This window comes from Nocardia sp. NPDC059691 (assembly GCF_042733915.1).
GTDB classification, from domain to species: domain Bacteria; phylum Actinomycetota; class Actinomycetes; order Mycobacteriales; family Mycobacteriaceae; genus Nocardia; species Nocardia sichangensis.
This window is the reverse complement of record NZ_JBHWFB010000005.1, coordinates 1-19886: the sequence shown is the minus strand read 5'-3', so window position 1 is coordinate 19886 and position 19886 is coordinate 1. Positions and strand designations below refer to the sequence as shown.

The window sequence follows — 19886 nt, the reverse complement described above, 5'->3', positions numbered from 1 at the left end:
CTCGGCCTCGGTGTGCTCCGGGGCGGTCGCAGCGGTCACGCTCGCCCGCCCGAGTGGCCGGTGATGGACAGGAACACGTCGTCGAGCGAGGGGCGGCGCAGCGCGATGTCGGCCAGCTCCACACCGGCGCTGTCGAGCCTGCGCAGCGCCTCGGTCAGCGTGGCTGCGCCTTCCGGCGCCGGGATGGACAGCCGGTCGCCGCCGTCGATGTCGGCCAGCACCGCGGGCGGCACCAGGTCGCCAAGGGCGTACGCGGCGGTGCGCAGTTTCTTCTGATCCAGCGGGACGACCTCGCAGTAGCTGCCGCCGGTCTTCTCCTTGAGTTCGTCGGCGGTGCCCTCGGCGATCACCGTGCCCTTGTCGATCACGATGATGTTGTCGCTGAGCACGTCGGCTTCCTCCAGGTACTGCGTGGTCAGCAGCACCGTGATGCCCTGTGTCTTCAGCGCGGTCACCAGGTCCCAGACGCCCTGCCTGCTGCGCGGGTCCAGGCCGGTGGTCGGCTCGTCCAGGAACACCACCTCGGGACGCACCACCAGCCCGCAGGCGATGTCCACGCGGCGGCGCATGCCGCCCGAGTAGTGGCGCACGGCCCGGCGGCCCGCGCTCACCAGATCGAATTCCTCGAGCAAGGTGTCGGCGCGCTTGCGGGCCGTGGACTTGCCCAGGCCCATCAGTCTGCCGAACAGCTCGAGGTTCTCCCGGCCGGAGAGGTTCTCGTCCAGCGCCGCGTACTGGCCGGTCATCATGATCGAGCGGCGCACGCCCGCCGGGTCCTTCGACACGTCGTACCCGGCCACGACGGCGGTGCCGGAGTCGGCACGCAGCAGCGTGGAGAGGACCTTCACCATGGTCGTCTTGCCCGCGCCGTTCGGCCCCAGGATGCCGAGGACGGAAGCGCGTTCGGCGACGAAGCTGACGCCCTGCAGTGCGTGCACATCGCCGAACGACTTGCGAACGTCCGTTACCCGGACCGCAGGCTCACTCGCATGCGAATCCGCTTGGTTGGAACTCGGCATCAACTCTCCACTATCGGCCGGTACGGCGACCAGGTCGCCCGAGCGCGGGCGCACGCTCGGATTGGTGATCCGTCGCGCTCGGCGTGATGTTACCGGCCCGATCGCCCGGGCTGCCGCGTCGCGTGAGGTACCCGCACCAGCGTGCGCCCATTGTGTCCTTACTCACATTTTCCGCCGCCCGTTCGCCGTGCGGAGAATCGGCGCTGGTGAGCGCGATCCGATCCGGACACCGAGGCCGCGGCCGAGCCTTGTCGGCCCGCTGCGCCAGACCATAGTCTGCTTTGCGGGGGAAAACACTCACTCGTCCACGGATGTGGCCCAGCTGAGCGGTCCGCACGCCGGTTTCGACACTGCGAGAGGTGATCATGGCCGAGTCCGCGCAGTCACGGTTGGCGGCGCGTCCGGGAGGAACGGGCCGAACGAACGTCCTGACGTCCTATGACCCGCGCACCGGCGAGGTCGTCGGCAACTACGCCGTGATGAGCGCGGGCGAACTGAATCGCGCCGTGCGAGCGGCTCGCTCCGCCGAAAAATGGTGGGCCGAACTCGGATTCAGCAGCCGGAAGCGGTGGCTGCTGGACTGGAAACGCGAGATCGCCCGGCGCTCGGGCGAATTGGTCTCACTGCTGTGCGAGGAGACCGGGAAGCCGGTAGCCGACGCCGCGATCGAGGTGATGCTCGCGGTGGAGAACCTCGACTGGGCCGCGCGCAACGCGGGCCGCGCACTCGACCGGCGGCGCATCGGTTCCAACTGGCTCACCCGCAATCAGCGGGCCTCCGTCGGGTATCTGCCGCTGGGCGTCGTCGGCGTGCTCGGCCCGTGGAACAACCCGGTGTTCACCCCGATGGGTTCGATCGCCTACGCGATGGCGGCGGGCAACGCCGTGGTGTTCAAGCCGCACGAGCTGACCACCGGCGTCGGCGTGTGGCTGGCCGACAGCTGGTCCCGGCTCGCACCGAACCAGCCTGTGCTGCAAGTGGTTACGGGAGACAAGGCCACCGGCACCGCGCTGTGCCGCGCGAAGGTCGACAAGATCGCCTACGCCGGCTCCGAAGCCGGTGCGCGCGAGGTGATCTCGGTGTGCGCCCAGACCATGACGCCGGTCGTCGTGGAGCGCAGCGGCAAGGGCAGCATGGTCGTGCACGTCGACGCGAAACTCGACGACGCCGCCGAGGCCGCCGTGTTCGGCGCGATGGCCAACGCCGGGCAGAACGCCACCGGCATCCAACGGGCCTACGTCGCCCAATCCGTCTACGACCGCTTCCTGGAGCTGGTCGCGGATCAGGCCCGCAAGCTGCGGCCGGGCGCGGACCGGAAGGCGTCCTACGGCCCGATGATCATGGAGTCACAGATCGAAGTGGTGCGCAGGCAGGTGCGCGACGCGGTGGCCCGCGGCGGCCGCGCGGTCGTCGGCGGGCTGGACTCCATCCGCGATCCCTACATCGAGCCGATCGTGCTGGCCGAAGTGCCGGAGGAGAGCACCGCGATCACCGGCGAGGGCATCGGCCCGGTGCTCATCGTGAACAAGGTGGCGAGCATGGACGAGGCCGCCGAGCGGATCAACGCGGTGGGCACCGACGTCGCGGTGTCGGTGTTCACCAGGGACGTGCACGAGATCGAGGCGTTCGCCGAGCAACTGCGCGCCGGGGTGGTGACCATCAACTCCTCGACCGCGTACGCGGGCATTCCCGCGCTGCCTTTCGGCGGTGTGGGCGAATACGGCCAGGGCCACAGCCACGGCGACCAGGGACTACGAGAGTTCAGCCGGACCCTGGCCATCACCCGCAAGCGGTATCAGGCGCCGGTGAATCTGTCCACGTTCGACCGGCACCCGCGCCATCTCCGCCTGGCCAGAACGATCTTCCGGATCCGGCACGGCCGCCGCCCCTGAGCGGCGCGCCCACGCGTACCTCCGCCTTCGCTGCGGCGATGCGCGGATCAACCACGGACACTGCACGGCCGCACCCTATCGGCGTACCTCCGACCTCCGAGGCGGCCATACGCGGATCAACGACGGACACTGCCCGGCCGCGCCCCATCGGCGTACCTCCGGCCTCCCCCGCGGCCATACGCGGATCAACCACGGACACTGCACGGCCGCACCCTATCGGCGTACCTCCGACCTCCGCTGCGGCCATGCGCGGGCTAACGGCGGGCGTCGTCCGGGCGCGCCTTGTCGGCGAGCAGCACCGCGTCCATCAGCGCGGTGACCCGGGCCAGTTGCTCGGGCCGGGAATCGAATCGGATCAGCCTGCCCACATCGATCACCTGACTGATGGCGGCGTGCACCCGGAAACGCGCTTCCACCGGGTCGCCGTCCAGCAGGTTGGCCCATTCCAGCACGTTCTGCCGCTGGATGGCGCGCAGCTTGTGCTGCTCGGCCTGCGGCAGGTTGCCGAACTCGGCGTAGTACACCGCCATGATCTCGGGCATGGCGAAACTCAATTTGGCGTAGCGGTCGGCCACGTTGCGCGCGGCGTCCGCCCGGCTCGTGGCTTCGGCCAGCGCCTCGGTGATCGCGATGGCCAGCCGGTCGCCGGTGCGGTGGAACGCCGCGGCGAGCAGGTCGGCCTTACTCGCGAAGTACCGGTACACGCTGGAAGCGTTGATGCCGACGGCGGCGCCGATCTCCTCGATGCTCGCCTCGTGATACCCCTGCCTGCCGAAGATCCGGATGGCCTCGGTGAGCAATTGTTCGCGCTTGGAGGTCACCGGGATGCCGCGCACGTGCGGGCCGGGATCCGGCTCGGCCGGCGCGGGAGGCAGTTCGGTGCGCAGGATGGCCCAGGACATCTGGCGCAACAGCGGAAGCAGCCGAGCGCTCGACAGTGCGGTGCGGTGCGCGGCGATGCTGGCGATCGCGCTGAGCACGCCCGCGGCCAGCATCGCCACGTCCGCGGGCGGCGCCTCGGGTCGCAGCAGCGCGATCGGCGCCGCGAGGGTGTTGTTCAGGTCGTCGTAGATCTTCTTGATCCGGACGCGGTCGTCCCGCTCGAGATAGCGCCGCTCCCAGCGGTAGAGCCCGGCCTCGCGGCGGATGTCGACGGTGTGCTCGCTGATCGCGCGGATCAGCGCGTCGGCGCGCCGCACCGGGTCCAGCCGAGTGTCGTCGGCCCCCTCGGCGACGTTCAGCAGGTGTTGCGCGCCCTCCTCCGCGGCGGCGACCAGCAACGCGTACTTGTTCGTGAAATGCCGGTAGAGGGCGGGACCGGAGATGCCGACCTCGGCGGCGATCTCGTCCACGCCGACCGGGTAGTACCCGCGTTCGCTGAACGCGCGGGCGGCCGCCCGGATGATCTGTACCTTGCGGTCCTTCGGACGGCGGCGCACCGACGGCACGCCCTCAGCGCTCGCCCGCCTGCCCGGTTCGGGGCGCGCGGGAGCGAGATCGACCTCGCTGCGATCCGCGACCATGCACCTCTCCGTTCTCCGGCGGCGCTGGTTGACAGCGCCCGACAATGGAACCTAAGTTAACCACAATTCGCAAAGTTAACCACTATTCACAGCCTGGCGTCCGGCGAATTGCAGCTTAGGAGCAAACGTGAGCAACAATGATTCCGCGGCCCCGGCCGCCCCCTCCGCCGCGAAGTTCAGCGCGGTCCAGGACGGCAAGGTGCTCCGGATCACGATCACCAACCCGAAGCGGAAGAACGCCATCGATTACGACACCATGGTCGCGCTCGGGGACGCCTTCCGCGCGGCGGCGGACGACCGCGCGGTGCGGGCGATCGTACTGACCGGCGAGGGCGGCGATTTCTGCACCGGCGCCGATCTCTCCGCGAGCGCGGACGAGGCGCAGCGGGGCATCACCTCGGACATGGTGATGGACGCGGCGAACCGGCTGGTGCGGGCCATCGTCGACGCGCCGGTCCCGGTGATCGTGCGCATCCGCGGCGCCGCGGCGGGCGTCGGCGTCGGCATCGCGCTGGCCGCCGACCTGGTCTACGCGAGCGAGGACTCCTACCTGCTGCTGGCCTTCATCAACATCGGCTTGATGCCCGACGGCGGGGCGGCCGCGCTGGTGGCCGCGGCGGCGGGCCGCCCGCTGGCGGCGCGGATGGCACTGCTCGGCGAACGGCTGCCCGCCCGGGAAGCCGCGGCCGCCGGTCTGTTCACCGCCGTCGTGCCCGACGACGAACTCGACGCCGCGGTCGAGGCCGGGGTCGAGAAGATCGCCACGGGTCCGCGCCGCGCGCTGGAACTCACCAAGCACGCGCTGAACCAGGCCACGCTGACGGCGCTGGACGCGGCCCTGGCCGCCGAGAAGGCGGGTCAGACCGAGCTGCTGCGCTCCCCCGATTTCATCGAGGGCGCCACCGCGATGCTCAGCAAGCGCAAGCCCGTCTTCGCCGACTGATCAGCCCGCCGGAACGTAGCCACCGACAGGCGACTATGTTCATCGGCTATGACTTACCTGGTTACCGGGGCAACTGGGTTCATCGGTCGTTTTCTCATCCCTGAGCTCCTGAAACGCGAGGGTGATATTCACGTGCTGGTTCGGCCGGGCGACGCCTCGGCCGACCGGTTCGCCTGCTGCGCGCAGGAATGGGCGGGCGGCGACCGCGTCCGTCCGGTGCGCGGCGATCTGGGCGCCCCGGGACTCGGCATCGATCCGACCTGGCTGGCCCGGCATCGCGGCGCCATCGAGCACGTCTTCCATCTGGCCGGGGGCTACGACCTGACCGAGCGCGGCGGCGGGACCAGGCACCTGGTCGACGTCGCCGAGGAGCTGGGCGTCGGCTTGCTGCACCACGTCTCGACCGTGGAGGTGGCCGGGTCCACCGAGGGCCTGTTCACCGAGGACATGTTCGATCACGGGCAGGCGCTGGCCACCCCGATGCAGCGAGCGAAGTTCGAGGGCGAGCGGATCGTCCGGGAATCGTCGCTGCGCTGGCGGATCTATCGCCCGTCGATCGTGATCGGGCATTCCAGGACCGGCGAGATCGATCGGATCGACGGCCCGTACTACTTCTTCCGCCTACTGCGCATGGGCGCGCAGCTGCCGAGGCTGCTGCCGGTCCTGGTGCCCAAACTGGGCGAGACGAACATGGTCCCGGTGGATTTCGTGGCTCGCGCCCTCGATCACATCGCGCATCGCGCCGGCTCGGACAAGATCACCTATCACCTGGTGGATCCGCGCAGGCAGAGCGCGGTCGACGCGCTGAACCTGTTCGCCGACGAGGCGGGCGCGCCGCATCTGGTCGAGGTGATGCCCAAGCGCACGTTGGACATGATGTTGCGGGTCCCCGGCGCGAACTGGCTGCTGCCCCGGGTCGGTGTGCCGCTGGACGTGCTGGAGCACAGTGAATTCGCCTGCTGGTTCGACTGCAGGCACACCAGCGCGGCCCTGGCGGGCACCGACATCAGGGTTCCGCCGTTGGACGCCTACGCACCACGGATCTGGAAGTACTGGATCGAGAACTGGGTCTGATCGGCGCGCCGCGCCGGGCGGCCTACCGCCCGGTGACGGTGAGATAGATCAGGGCGGCATTGAGCACGGAGATGATCGCCGCGACCGTCCAGGCCAACGCGGTGGTCACGCGATGGTTGACGTCCGCGCCCATCAGCGTGGGGTCACTCGTGAAGCGCACCAAGGGAATCAGCGCGAACGGGATGCCGAACGACAGCACCACCTGGGAGATGATGAGCGCGCGGGTCGGGTCGATCCCCAGCGCCAGGACCGCGATGGCGGGGATCAACGTGATCAGCCTGCGTGTGATCAGTGGGATTCGCCGGTGCAACAGGCCCTGCATGATCATCGCGCCCGCGTAGGCGCCGACCGACGTCGAGGCCAGGCCGGAGGCGAGCAGGCCGATCGCGAGCAGCAGCGCGGCGGCCGGGCCGAGCACGTCGCCGACGGCCGCGTGCGCGTCCTCGATGGTCTCGACGTTTCGGCCCCGCAGGGTGTTGGCCGCCATGAGCAGCATGGCCAGGTTCACCGTGCCCGCCAAGATCATGGCCAGCCCGACGTCGACCTTGGTGATCCGCAGCAGCCTCGCGCGAAGCGGCCCCGGCGCCGGTTGCCCGTGCCGGTCGCGGGCCAGGCCGGAGTGCAAGTAGACCGCGTGCGGCATGACCGTGGCGCCGATCATGGCGGCGGCGAGCAGCACGCTCTCGGTGCCCTGGAAGCGCGGCAGGAGACCGCCCACCGTGCCCCCGGCCGACGGCGGGGCGATGACCACGCTCGCCAGGAATCCGATCGCGATGATCGCGAGCATCCCGGTGATCACCCGCTCGAACGGTTGCTGGCCGCGACGGTCCTGCACCAGCAGCAGAACCATCGACACCGCGCCGGTGATCACGCCGCCGACCAGCAGGGGCAGGCCGAACAGCAGATGGAGCGCGATGGCGCCGCCGACCACCTCGGCCAGGTCGGTGGCGATCGCGACCGTCTCCGCCTGGCCCCAGTAGGCCAGCCGGACCGGACCGCTCGCCTTCGCGCGCACCGCCTCCGGCAGCGACCACCCGGTGACCAGGCCGAGCTTGGCCGAGAGGAACTGGACCAGCCCCGCCATCACGTTGGCCAGCACGATGACCCAGACCAGGAGGTAGCCGAACTGCGCGCCCGCGCTGATGTTGGACGCGACGTTGCCGGGATCGACGTACGCGATGGCCGCGACGAACGCGGGCCCCAGCAGAACGGTCGCGGCACGCGCGCGCCCGGTGACGGACTTGGTCGACTCGACCAACGTAATACCCACGAACTGAATTTTACGGGTTCCCGAACTTTTTTGTGAAGGCTACCCCATAAAGACGACCGCCTGGTCGCGCGACAGCGGCGACCAGGCGGTCGGAGGAATCTGGCCGGGCGGTCCCGGCTCGATTCGGATCAGATACCGAGCCCCTTCGCGAGCACGGGCCACGACAGCTGGAACTCGTCGCGCCAGTAGCCCCACGAGTGGGTGCCCGAGTCGCGGAAGTTGTAGGTGGCCGGGATGCCCAGCTGGTCCAGCTTGTTCTTCAGGTTGTGCGTGCAGTAGTTGGTGCCCGCCTCGATCACGCCTCCGATGACGATCTGGTTGGCCAGACCGTATGCGCCGGGCAGCGCGTACGGACCGTTGAGCGTGTCGTACTGGCCGGGCAGGCCGTTGCCGGTGGAGATGTAGAGGTCGAGCCCGCGCAACCCCTCGGCGTTCACGTACGGGTCGTTGGCCACCCAGTCCGGCGAGCCTTCCGGACCCCACATGTTGTCGGTGTTGCCGCCGCCCCAGGTCTCGACGGTCAGCTTGACGAACTCGGAGCCGACCGGGTCACTGGTCTGCGCGCAACCGCTGTAGGCCGCGGCCGCCCGGTACAGGCCCGGCTTGGCGATCGGCAGCGCAAGCACCGTGGTGCCCGAGGTGGACAGGCCCGCGATGGCGTTCACGCCGTTGGTGCCCAGCGCGCCGTCGACCAGCGGGGGCAGCTCCTCGGTGAAGAAGGTCTTCCACTTGTTGCGGCCGAGTACCGGGTCGTCCTTGATCCAGTCGGTGTAGTAGCTCCACTTGCCGCCGATCGGCTGGATCACGTTGACGTTCTTGTCCGACAGGAACTGCAGCGCGTCGGTCTTCGCCTGCCACGAGGCTTCGTCCTCGCCGCCGCCCGCGCCGTTGAGCAGGTACAGCGTCGGACGCGGCACGGAGGCGTCGGCCGGGCGCTGGACGTCGATGATGACCTTCTCGTCCATCGCCGCCGAGTACACGTACAGCCGGATGCTGCGCGCGTCCTTGTACTCGGCCTTGGTGATACGCGAACCGTCCGGGGCGACCGGGTTGCCCAACAGAGTCTTGGAATCGATGATCGGATCAGCTGTCGCGCTGGACGCGCCGAGACCGGTCATCATCCCCGCGAGCACCGCGGTTGCCGCGATGGCGGCCGCGGCCCGCAGGCCACCGCGCCGGCTCTGTCGACGTATCAATTTCGCACCTTCGCTTCGTCTCGAGATTCGCTCTGCATGCCCCACACGCCGGGGTGGATGCCCAGGCATCCCGCCCGACCATACGGCCTATGTAGTCGTCACAACAGTGGACTTCGTTACCGCACCGTTGCCCTATCATGCCGGAACGGTGTCGGCTCGATCATGACCGCCCCATGTTCCGTGTCGCTTCCCACCCCGGGGGATCGAGCAACTCGGACAATCTGGGACCTATCTGCGCGAGCGCTTCCGGCGATGTCATCTGATCGTGCGATACACCGACGGGATGGTCGTCCACCCGGCCGTCGACATAAGGTTGCCAGCCGGCCGCCGCGGTGTCGTGACCGGCCGCGCTGAAGTAGTCCAATCGGCCCCGGAAGACGTCCGGCCGGTGCTCGGCGATCAACTCGGCCGAGCGCACCGCGCTGCGGTAGATCCGGCGCACCCGGTCCGGGGTGAGCACCGCCATGTCCGGCGGGATGGTGGCGTGCAGCGCGGCCAGCGCGTCCTCGCTCAGATCGTGGACGTCGCCCTCGCCGGGCAGCAGGGCGTCCGCGCCGATGCCGAGTTCGGCCAGCGCCTCGCGGATCGCCGCCCGGAAATCCGTGACGTCGATGTCGGGGTGACTGTCGAGCATGGTCAGCAGGCCGATCTCTTCGCCCGCGGCCTGGAGCTCGGTCGCCACCGCGTGCGCCAGCACACCACCGAGCGACCAGCCGAGCAGCCGGTAGGGCCCGTGCGGCTGCACCGCGCGGATCTCGGCCACGTAGCGGTGCGCCATCTCGAACAGCGACTCCGGCAGGTAGCCCTCTTCGGTGAGCGCGGGGGACTGCAGGCCGAAGATCGGCGTGCCTGCGGGCACGTAGCGCGCGAGGCCCGCGTAGCACCAGGACAACCCGTACATCGGATGCAGGCAGAACAGCGGCTCGGCGGCGGCCACGTCGTGCGGCACCATGGTGCGGATCGGCAGCAGCACGCCGAGCGCCGCGTTCGAGTCCTGGTCGTAGTCGTGATCGTCGGCCAGCGCGGCCATGATCCGGGCCGCCAGCGCCGCCGGGGTCGGGTCGGTGAAGAACCACTGCACCCGCACCTCGGCGCCGGTGAGCGTGCGCAGCCTGCTGACCGCCCGCGTGGCGACCAGCGAGGTGCCGCCGAGGCCGAAGAAGTCGTCGTCCATCCCGACCCGATGCACCGGGCCGGGTTCGAGGACCTCGTCGAACACCTCGAGCACGGTCCGCTCCAGCGGCGTGCCCGGCGCGCGGTACGGACGCGCCACCAACGGCGGCGCGGGCAGCGCCTTGCGGTCGAGTTTGCCGCTGGCGTTGAGCGGAAGCTCGGCGAGCGCGACGACAGCCGAGGGCACCATGTACGACGGCAGCGCGGCGCGGGCGTGCGCCGCCAACGCGGCTTCGTCGAGGGTCGTCCCCGGCGCGCCGACGACGTACGCGACCAGCCGATCGCCGGTGGCGCCACGCACCACCGAGACCGCGGCGTGCCGCACCTGCGGATGACTCGTCAGCACGGCCTCGATCTCACCGAGTTCCACGCGCTGGCCGCGCAGTTTGACCTGGAAGTCGCTGCGGCCCAGGTATTCCAGCGCGCCGTCGTGCCAGCGCACGATATCCCCGGTGCGATAGAGCCGGGTGCCGCCCGCATGGGCGACGAAACGCTCGGCCGTCAGGGCCGGGGCTCCGAGATAGCCGCGCGACAATTGCGCACCCGCGACGTACAACTCGCCCGCCGCGCCCGGCGGCACCGGCTGCAACTGCCGGTCGAGCACGTGCACGCGGGTATTGGCCGCCGGGACGCCGATCGGAACCGCCGCCGCGGCGGTGTCGCGCACGCGATGGCCGGTGACCACGGTGGCCTCGGCGGGGCCGTACCAGTTGATCAGCTCGGCGCCCGGCACGGCCGCGGCGAACTTCCTCGCGGTCGCCCCGGACAACGCCTCGCCCGCGGCGAACACCCGGCGCAGCGAGGGGTACGCCACGGTCGGGCCTGCCACCGGATCCGAGAACGCGTCCAGCATCGATGGCACGAAATGCGCCGTGGTCACCGCGTTGTCGACGATGACGCGGGCCAGATAGGCCGGGTCGCGATGCCCGTCGGGCGCGGCGACCACGATCGACGCCCCGGTCTGCAACGGCCAGAACAACTCCCAGGCGGAGATGTCGAACGTGATCGGCGTCTTGTGCAGCACCACGTCGTCGCCGCCGTGCGGGTAGGCCGACTGCGCCCAGCGGAACTGATTCACCATCTGCCGGTGCGTGATCATCACGCCTTTGGGGTGGCCGGTGGAGCCGGAGGTGTAGATGACGTAGGCGACGGTGTCCGGACGCACCTCCTCCTGCGGCCAAGGGCCCTCGTACGGAAGCAGATACAGCGTGTCCACGGCGACCACCGGCACACCGGTCGCGGTGTCGAACGCGTCCGCGGTGGTGGTCAGAACGCAGATCGGGGCGGCGCTGCCGAGGACGTACTCGTTGCGTTCGGCCGGGTGGTCCGGGTCGATCGGGACGTAACCGCCACCGGCGCGCAGCACCGCGTAGATCGCGACGACCAGGTCGATGCCGCGCCGCATGGCCACGGCGACCAGCGTCTCCGGGCCGACGCCCCAGCGCATCAGCTCGACGGCCAACGACCGGGCGCGCGAGTCGAGTTCGGCGTAGGTGAGCGTGGTGTCGCCGAAGCGGACCGCCGGCGCGTCCGGCGTGCGCGCCACCTGCGCGTCGAACAGGGAGGTCAACGTCGCGCCGTCGAGCAGTTCCGGCACGTCGGTGGCGTTGTGCGCGGCCAGCTCGGCGCGCTCGGCGTCCAGCAGCACGTCGATATCGCCGACGCGCGCCTGAGGAGTGGTCACGAAGCGGCCGATCAGCGCCGAGAGCCGCTGTGCGAGCGCGAGCGCCGCCGGTTCGTCGATGACGTCGCGCAGGTATTTCACCGAGACGCGCAATTGGTTGTCCAGCACCACCATGACCGTGAACGGGTAATGGGTTCCGTTGACCGCGCCGACGCCGGTGACGCTCATACCGTCGATGGCGCCCGCCCGGTCCAGGCCCTCCCGGTCCACCGGGAACGACTCGAACACGACGAGCGAGTCGAACAGCCCCTCCACGCCGACGGCTTCCTGAATGTCGCTCAGCCCCAGGTAGTGATAGTCCAGCAGGGCGGCCTGCTCGGCCTGTAGCTGCCGCAGCAGCCCGCCCAGCGTGCCGGTCGGGTCGAGCCGCACCCGCACCGGGATCGCGTTGAGGAACAGGCCGACCATCGCCTCGACACCGTCCAGCTGAGGCGGCCTGCCGGACACGGTGGCGCCGAAGACAACGTCGTCACGGTCGGCGGTGCGACCGATCAACAGCCCCCAGGCCGCCTGCACCACGGTGTTCACCGTGACGCCCAGCCCCGACGCGAGCCGGGTCAGCGCGGTGGTGTCGGCCGGGGACAACTCGAACCCGACTTCGCCCACGCCCGAGGCGATCTCGCGGCCGGGATCGACCGGCGCCAGCGGCGTCGGCTCGGTGACACCGGCCAGCGCGGCGCGCCACGCGGAACGGGCCGCTTCCGCGTCCTGAGCGACCAGCCAGGCCAGATAGTCGCGGTAGGACGGCACCGAGGGCAGGTGCCGGGATTTGCCGCCGAACGCGTACAGGGTGAGCAGATCCTTCATCAACAGCGGCATGGACCAGCCGTCGACGAGGATGTGGTGACTGGTCACCAGCAGGTGGTAGCGGGCCGCGGCGGAGCGGATCAGCGCGAACCGCAGCAGCGGCGCGGTCCGCATGTCGAAGTGGTCGGCCAGATCCGCCGCCTTGATCCGCTCCAGTTCGGCTCGGGCCGCTTCGGGTTCCAGCTGACCCAGATCGATCAGCCGCCACGGCACCTCCAGCGAATCCTGCACGATCTGTACGGGCTTGCCCTCGCTGTCGTCGGCGAAGGCGACGCGCAGGTTGTCGTGCCGGTCCAGCACCGCTTGCGCGGCCGCGCGCATCCGGCGGGCGTCCACCGCGCCGCTGAGATCGAGCACGAACTGGGTGGTGTAGACGTCCACCGAGCGCTCCGCGAGCAGGGCGTGGAACAACATGCCCGATTGCAGCGGGGTGAGCGGCCAGGCGTCGGACAGGTCGGGGTAGGCGCGGGCGAAGCGGTCGATGTCGGGCTGTTTGAGCCGCACCAGCGGAAAATCGGAGGGGGTGTAGCCGCCCGCGTCCGGGCGCAGTCCGTGCTCGGCGAGGCCGCCGAGCGCGCGGATCCAGTGCTCGGCGAACGTTTTCGCGTCCTCACCGCGGAACGCGGCGGCGGCGAAGTCGAACCGGGCGAGCAGGCCGTCGTCGGTGGCGTCGACGGTCAGTACGAGCAGCAGGTCGTCGGACGGGATGTCGGTGTGCACCCGCGCCGGACGCAGATCCCGGTAGCGCAGCGCGAACCGGCCACGCCCGAGGCCACGCAGCTCGGCGGCGGTCTCGGCATTGAGATGGCGCAACAGGCCGTAGCCGACACCGCGCGAGGGCACCGACCGACGCAACTCCTTGATCTGCGCGATCGCGATGCCCGCCGCCGGTCCGCCGATCAGGGCCTCATCGATGTCGATGCGGCTCAACCGCAACGGCAGCGGATATTCGGTGACGAAGCCGCCCACCGTGCTCGCCCCATCGGCGTCGGTGGCCGCGCGACCGTCGGCGGACAGCCGGACGACCGAACCGATGGCGCGTGTAACGGTCTCTCCCGCGGAGGTCTGCAGTGCCAGCGCCAGCGCGGTGAGCAGGATGTCCTCCACCCCGGCGTGGTAGGCCTCGGCGGCCGCGGCGACGGCCGCCGCACCCTCCGCGGTGATGGTGAGCGATACCCGGCTGCGTGCGTGCAGATCCCGTCCCTCGGTTCCCGCGCCCTCCGGGACGGAGCCGAGCGCTGGTCGCCACCAATCCATTTCGGCGACGGTGACCGGATCGTGCGCCTTGGCCGAGAGGGCGCGGATGAGCACGCCGAGGTCGGCTTCGGCGCTCGCGGGCGCGGCGTGGCGCGCCCGCTCCCATCGTGCGGTGAGCTGGTCGACGACCGCCCGCCAGGAAACGTCGTCGATGACGAGGCTGCTGGCCACGACGATCAGTGTGGAGCGAGCCTCGGGTCCGCCGGTGAGCACGAAGTAGATGTTGCGGCCCTGTTCGGGGTCGAGGGCGGCCGCGACCGCCTGCACAACGTCGTCGATGGGCAGCGAAGTCTCGCCGCGCTGCGGGTCCAGCCTGCGGAACGCCTCGCCGGTGCGTTCGGCGGCGGCGGGAATGCGCAGCACCGGCGTGCCGTCCTCGCCGTAGCGCAGCTGTACCCACAACATCGGATGCCGCTCGAGCACGGCGGCGACCGCGCCGTGCACCGTATCCACGGAGCAGGTCTCGGGGATGTCGAGCGCGATGGCCCGCACTTCGATGCCTTCGTCCAGCATCCGCGCGGCGTCCGGCGTCAGCGGTAGTTCGCCCGCCTCGTCACCGGGGCCGCCGCCCTCCACCGCGGCGGCGCGGGCCAGCGCGGCGACGGTCCGGCATTCGAAGACGTCCCGCGGCGCGAAGGTCACACCTCGTGCGCGCGAGCGGGAGACCACTTGGATGGACACGATGCTGTCGCCGCCGAGGGCGAAGAAGTCGTCATCGATCCCGACCCGTTCGAGACCGAGCACCTCGCCGATCACCTCGGCGATCACCAGTTCGGCGGGGGTTCGCGGCGCGCGGTAGGCGCGGAGGGCCGGCTCGGGCGCGGGCAGCGCCTTGCGGTCCAGTTTGCCCGCTGGGGTCAGCGGAATCGCGTCGAGCACGACGATCGCCGCCGGAACCATGTACTCCGGCAGTCTGCGTCCGATCCGTTCGGTCAGCACGGACGGGTCGGCCGTCGCCCCCTCGGCGGGTAGCACGTACGAGACCAGCATGGTGGCGCCCGAACCGGTTTCGCGGCCGAGTGTCACGGCGAAGTCGACTTCGGGCTGGGCTGTGAGCGCGGCGTCGATCTCGCCGAGTTCGATGCGGAAGCCGCGCACCTTGACCTGGAAGTCGTTGCGGCCCAGGTACTCCAGGACCGGCGCACCGCTGCCGCGGCGCCAGCGCACCAGATCGCCGGTGCGGTAGAGACGCTCGCCGGGCACGCCGTACGGGTCCGCCACGAAGCGAGCGGCGGTCAGTGCCGAGCGCGCGTGATAGCCGCGCGCGAGCTGGATGCCGCCCAGATACAACTCGCCCGCGACGCCCTCGGGCACCGGGCGCAGCCTGCTGTCGAGCACCAACGACCGCATCCCGCGGATCGGTCCGCCGATCGTGACCGGTTCGCCGGGCCGGAGCGGGTCGCTGATGTTGGTCATGATGGTGGTTTCGGTCGGCCCGTAACCATTGTGGAAATCGCGTTCGGACACGGTCGTCCACTTGGCCGCCAGATCGGCGGGCACCGCTTCGCCGCCCGCCACGACGGCCCGCATTCCCGGCAACGCGTCCGGATCGAGCGAGGCGAGCACCGACGGCGTGAGGAAGGCGTGCGTGACGCCTCCGGCGCGGATCAGCTCGGCCAGTTCCGCGCCACCGAAGGTCGATGGCGGCGCAACCACGAGCACGCCCGCGGAACCCAGGGCGAGCAGCAGTTCCAGCACCGACGCGTCGAACGAAGGCGACGCGAACGCCAGAGCACGGGTGGAACTGTCGAGCCGATAGCGCTCCACCTGTTCGGCGCTGAAATTCGCCAGGCCTTCGTGGGTCACCACGACGCCCTTCGGCACGCCGGTGGAGCCGGATGTGTAGATCACATACGCGGCGTTGCTCGCGCGCAGCGGTCCGCGCAGCTCGTCGGGCCGCAATGGCTTATCCGAGCGCATTGCGACGTCGAGGGTGAAGTCCTGATCGTCCAAGGCGAGCCAGCCGCCGGGCAGGGGCAGGTTGTCCAGTTCGGCGGTGAGCGTCACGCCGAGTGCTACGCCGGAGTCCGCGACCATGCGCGCGACGCGGTCGGCCGGATAGGTCGGGTCGATCGGAACGAACGCCGCCCCGGTCTTGGTCACCGCCCACAGTGCCAGCACGGATTCCACCGAACGACGGATCGCGATGGCGACCGGCACTTCCGGTCCCGCGCCGCGGTCGATCAGCGCCCGCGCCAATTGCGCCGAAGCCGCGTCGAGTTCTGCGTAACTGAAGGTGCGGTCGTCCGCGACCACGGCGATTCCGGCCGGATTCCCGGCGACGGCCGCGGCCATCAGTTCCGGCAGCGTGCGCGGCGGCACGGCGGGTGCGCCGGTACGGGCGATCAGCTCCGCGCGCTCGGAGTCGTCCAAGATCTCCAGATCCCCGACGGCGGTGTCCGGGCGCTGGGCGACCGCGGACAGGATGCGACGGAACCTGCGGCCGAACTCGACCACGGTCGCTTCGTCGAACAGGTCACGAGCGTAGGTGAATTCGGCGGCCAGGCCGGCTTCCGCACCGGATTCGGCGCGCTGCTCGCGCACGGTCAGCAGCAGGTCGAACTTGGCGGTGTCGGCGGCCGGGTCGAGCGCGGTGAGGCTCAGACCGGGTAGCTCGAAGCCGGTCGCGGACAGGTTCTCGAACGACAGCGCCACCTGGAACAGCGGATGGCGACCGGCCGAGCGTTCGGGGGCGAGCACTTCGACCAGTCGCTCGAACGGGATGTCGGCGTTGGCGAAGGCGCGCAGGTCCGTTTCCCGCGTGCGGGCCAGCAGTTCGGTGAAGCCGAGACCGGGCGTGACCCGGCTGCGCAGCACCAGCGTGTTGACGAACATGCCGATCAGGTCGTCCAGTTCGGCTTCGCCGCGGCCCGCGACGGGCGTGCCGATGGCGATGTCCTCGGTGCCGGACAGACGAGCCGATAACACCGCGAACGCGGCGTGTACCACCATGAACAGCGTGGCGTTGTGCCGCCGCGCGAGATCGGCCAGCGCGGCGTGCACGTCGGCCTCGACGACGAAATCCGTTCTTCCGCCCGCGAAGGACTGGGCGGGCGGGCGCGGCCGGTCCGCGGGCAGGTTCAGCTCGTCGGGCAGGTCGGCGAGTTCGGTGGTCCAGTAATCCAATTGCTCGCCCGCCGGCGACTCGGGGTCGTCGTCGGGGCCGAGCGCGTCGCGCTGCCAGAGCGCGTAGTCGGCGTACTGGATGGGCAGCGGGGCCCAGGACGGCGCCTGGCCGCCGGTGCGCGCCACGTAGGCCAGCATCAGGTCCCTGGTCAGCGGGCCCATCGACCAGCCGTCGGCGCTGATGTGGTGGGCGACGAAGACCAGCACGTATTCGGTGCCCGCGAGCTGGAACAGCTTCGCGCGCAACGGCGCCTCGACCGTCACGTCGAAGCCCGCGGCGACGACCCGCTGAATCTCGCCCGCGACGTGCTCGTCGCCGATCTGCACGGGAGCCAGATCCACCGCAACCTCGTGCGGAGCGAGGACCCGCTGTACCGGGCCGTCCGGCGTCTGCGGGTAGATCGTGCGCAGGATCTCGTGACGGGCGACGAGGTCGGCGACGGCAAGCCGCAACGCGGCCACGTCCAGGTCGCCGGACAAGCGGATAGCGGCCGAGATGTTGTAGACCGAGGCCGAGGTGTCGAACTGGTTGAGGAACCACATGCGCTGTTGCGCGAACGACAGCGGGATGCGGTCCGGACGCGGACCCGCGACGAGCGGGATGCGTTTGCGTTCACCGGAGCCCCGCTCGACCTTGATCGCGAGTGCGGCGACGGTCGCTGCCTCGAAGATCGCGCGGACCGGCACACGGGCATCCAGTGCCGCGCCGATCCGCGCCGCCACCTGCGTCGCCAACAGCGAATTACCACCCAAAGCGAAGAAATCGTCATCCGCACCGACACGCTCCACCCCGAGCACCTCGGCGAACACCGACGCCACGATCTCCTCGATCGGAGTCGACGGTGCCCGGAAGGCTTGGACCTCGAACTCCGGCTCCGGCAACGCCTTACGATCCAACTTGCCATTGACGTTCAACGGCAGAGCATCCAACACCACGAACGCCGACGGCACCATGTACGACGGCAGGTTGGCGGTGAGCTCCGACTTCACCTGCGCCACATCCACACCGACCTCGGCGTCACTCGCCACCAGGTAAGCCACCAACCGGTCACCCGTCCTGGGGTCGGACTTCGCGATCACCGCCGTCTGCGCGATCTGCGGCAGGGCGAGCAACGCTGCTTCGATCTCACCGAGCTCGATACGGAAACCACGGATCTTCACCTGGAAGTCCGTACGACCCCGATACTCGAGCTCACCCGTACCGGTCCAAGCGACCAAATCACCGGTGCGATACATCCGCGCACCCGGCTCGAACGGATTCGCCACGAACCGATCCGCCGTCAGATCCGCACGACCGAAATAGCCACGCGCCAACTGCGCACCAGCCAAATACAACTCACCCGACACACCCACCGGCACCGGACGCAAACGCCCATCCAGCACAAACACCCGACTGTTCCACACCGGCGCACCAATGGGAACCGAAACCCGGTCGGTATCACCGACCCGGTGGCTGGTGATGGACACCGCCGCCTCGGTCGGACCATACAAATTGAACAATTCCGTACGCGGATTCTCACGCAAGAACCGCTGCGCCAACGCACCCGGCAACGCTTCACCGATCGCCAACACCCGCCGTGGCGACCAGTCGTCCGCCGCAGGCCGGTGTGCCGACAGCGCCCTCAGCATCGACGGCACCGCGTGCAGGGTGGTGACCGATTCCCGCACCATAAGCTCGTGCAGATACGCGGGGTCCCGATGACCATCCGGCGCGGCGATCACCAGACGGCCACCGCAGACCGCGGCCGACCAGAACTCCCACACCGACAAGTCGAACGTGGCCGCCGTCTTCAGCAGCACCGAGTCGTCCTGCGTCAGCTCGAACTCGGCCGTCTTCCATAGCAACTGGTTCACGACCGCCGCGTGTGGCACCGCGACGCCCTTCGGGCGTCCGGTCGAACCCGACGTGAAGATGACATAGGCCGTGTTCTCCGGCCGTAGGGGCACGCCCCGCTCGGAGTCGGTGAGCGGCACGCTCGCGACCGCGGTCAGTTCCAGGTCTTCGAGCCGCACCACCGGAGCGACATCGGTATCGAAGTCCGACTCCGCGTTGCTCAGCACACACACCGGGGCGGAGACGGAGAGGATGTAGTCGGTCCGGTCCGCGGCTTGGTCGGGGTCGACCGGTACATACGCCCCACCGGCTTCGGCCACCGCGTACATCGCCACGACCAGATCCACCGATCGGCGGAACGCGAGCGCGACCCGGGTTTCGGGGCCGACGCCCACCGAGATCAGGTAACGGGCTAGGCGGTTCACCCGGGCGGCCAGCTCGGCGTAGCTGAGCTCGACGCGGTCGCCGCCGGATAGGTCCGCGACCAGCGCGACGGCTCCCGGCGTCGCCGCGACGGTCCGGCGCAGTAGCGATGCCAATGTGGCGGGTTCCACCGGATGGGTGGTGTCGTTCCACGCGGTGAGCACGTCGGTGCGCTCGGTGTCGGCGAGTAGGTCTATATCCCCGACCGGGACGGTGGGATCGGCGACCACGGCGGCGAGGATGCGCGAGAGCCGATCAGCGAACCCTTCGACCGTCGCCCGATCGAAAAGATCGGTCGCATACGTCAAAAACCCACCGATACCCCCAGCAGCACCCGACTCCGCATAAGCATCACCCACGATCAAATGCAGATCGAACTGCGACACATCCAAATCCGCGTCCACACCAGCCACCGACAAACCCGGCAACTCCAACACCGCCCGCGCGACGTTCTGAAACGACAACCCCACCTGGAACAACGGATGACGCGCCGTCGACCGCGGCGGATTCAACACCTCCACCAACCGCTCGAACGGCACATCCGCATGCGCGAACGCAGCCAGATCGATATCCCGCTGACGGGCGAGCACATCCGCGAACGACTCGCCGCCATCGATCCGGGACCGGAACACCACGGTATTGACGAACATACCGATCAGATCATC

Annotated in this window: 8 protein-coding genes; 3 read left to right on the top strand and 5 right to left on the bottom strand. The window is 69.7% G+C overall.

Going from position 1 to position 19886, the window contains the following annotated elements:
* Positions 1–35: 35 nt before the first annotated feature.
* Positions 36–1019 (bottom strand): ATP-binding cassette domain-containing protein, encoded by a 984-nt coding sequence (locus ACFV2O_RS12775; protein ID WP_355076010.1) that lies wholly within the window; start codon positions 1017–1019, stop codon positions 36–38.
* 365 nt (positions 1020–1384) lie between these two features.
* Between ACFV2O_RS12775 and ACFV2O_RS12770 the strand changes: the two genes are divergently transcribed.
* Positions 1385–2911 (top strand): aldehyde dehydrogenase family protein, encoded by a 1527-nt coding sequence (locus tag ACFV2O_RS12770; RefSeq protein ID WP_356964898.1) that lies wholly within the window; start codon positions 1385–1387, stop codon positions 2909–2911.
* Between the two features lie 254 nt (positions 2912–3165).
* On the opposite strand, the gene ACFV2O_RS12765 is transcribed toward ACFV2O_RS12770, so the two are convergent.
* The gene (locus tag ACFV2O_RS12765; RefSeq protein WP_379251928.1) at positions 3166–4434 is read right to left on the bottom strand and encodes a TetR/AcrR family transcriptional regulator; all 1269 of its coding nucleotides are present in this window, start codon (positions 4432–4434) and stop codon (positions 3166–3168) included.
* A 127-nt stretch (positions 4435–4561) separates the two neighbouring features.
* Here ACFV2O_RS12765 and ACFV2O_RS12760 point away from each other — a divergent pair, with 127 nt between their 5' ends.
* Positions 4562–5377 (top strand): enoyl-CoA hydratase-related protein, encoded by an 816-nt coding sequence (locus ACFV2O_RS12760; RefSeq protein WP_379251927.1) that lies wholly within the window; start codon positions 4562–4564, stop codon positions 5375–5377.
* A 48-nt stretch (positions 5378–5425) separates the two neighbouring features.
* A complete protein-coding gene (locus ACFV2O_RS12755; RefSeq protein WP_356964880.1) occupies positions 5426–6451 on the top strand; it encodes an SDR family oxidoreductase in 1026 nt (341 codons plus the stop codon).
* 22 nt (positions 6452–6473) lie between these two features.
* Here the strand turns inward: ACFV2O_RS12755 and ACFV2O_RS12750 are convergent, their stop codons facing one another.
* The 3 genes from ACFV2O_RS12750 to ACFV2O_RS12740 all read right to left on the bottom strand — a co-directional run.
* Entirely contained in the window at positions 6474–7715 is a 1242-nt protein-coding gene (locus tag ACFV2O_RS12750; protein ID WP_355076312.1) for an Nramp family divalent metal transporter, read from the bottom strand.
* A gap of 134 nt (positions 7716–7849) precedes the next feature.
* Positions 7850–8839: an alpha/beta hydrolase family protein gene (locus tag ACFV2O_RS12745; protein WP_355076310.1), complete on the bottom strand. Its 990-nt coding sequence runs from the start codon at positions 8837–8839 to the stop codon at positions 7850–7852.
* A gap of 238 nt (positions 8840–9077) precedes the next feature.
* Positions 9078–19886 (bottom strand): amino acid adenylation domain-containing protein (locus ACFV2O_RS12740; RefSeq protein ID WP_379251926.1); only part of this gene is annotated, 10809 nt, incomplete at its 5' end.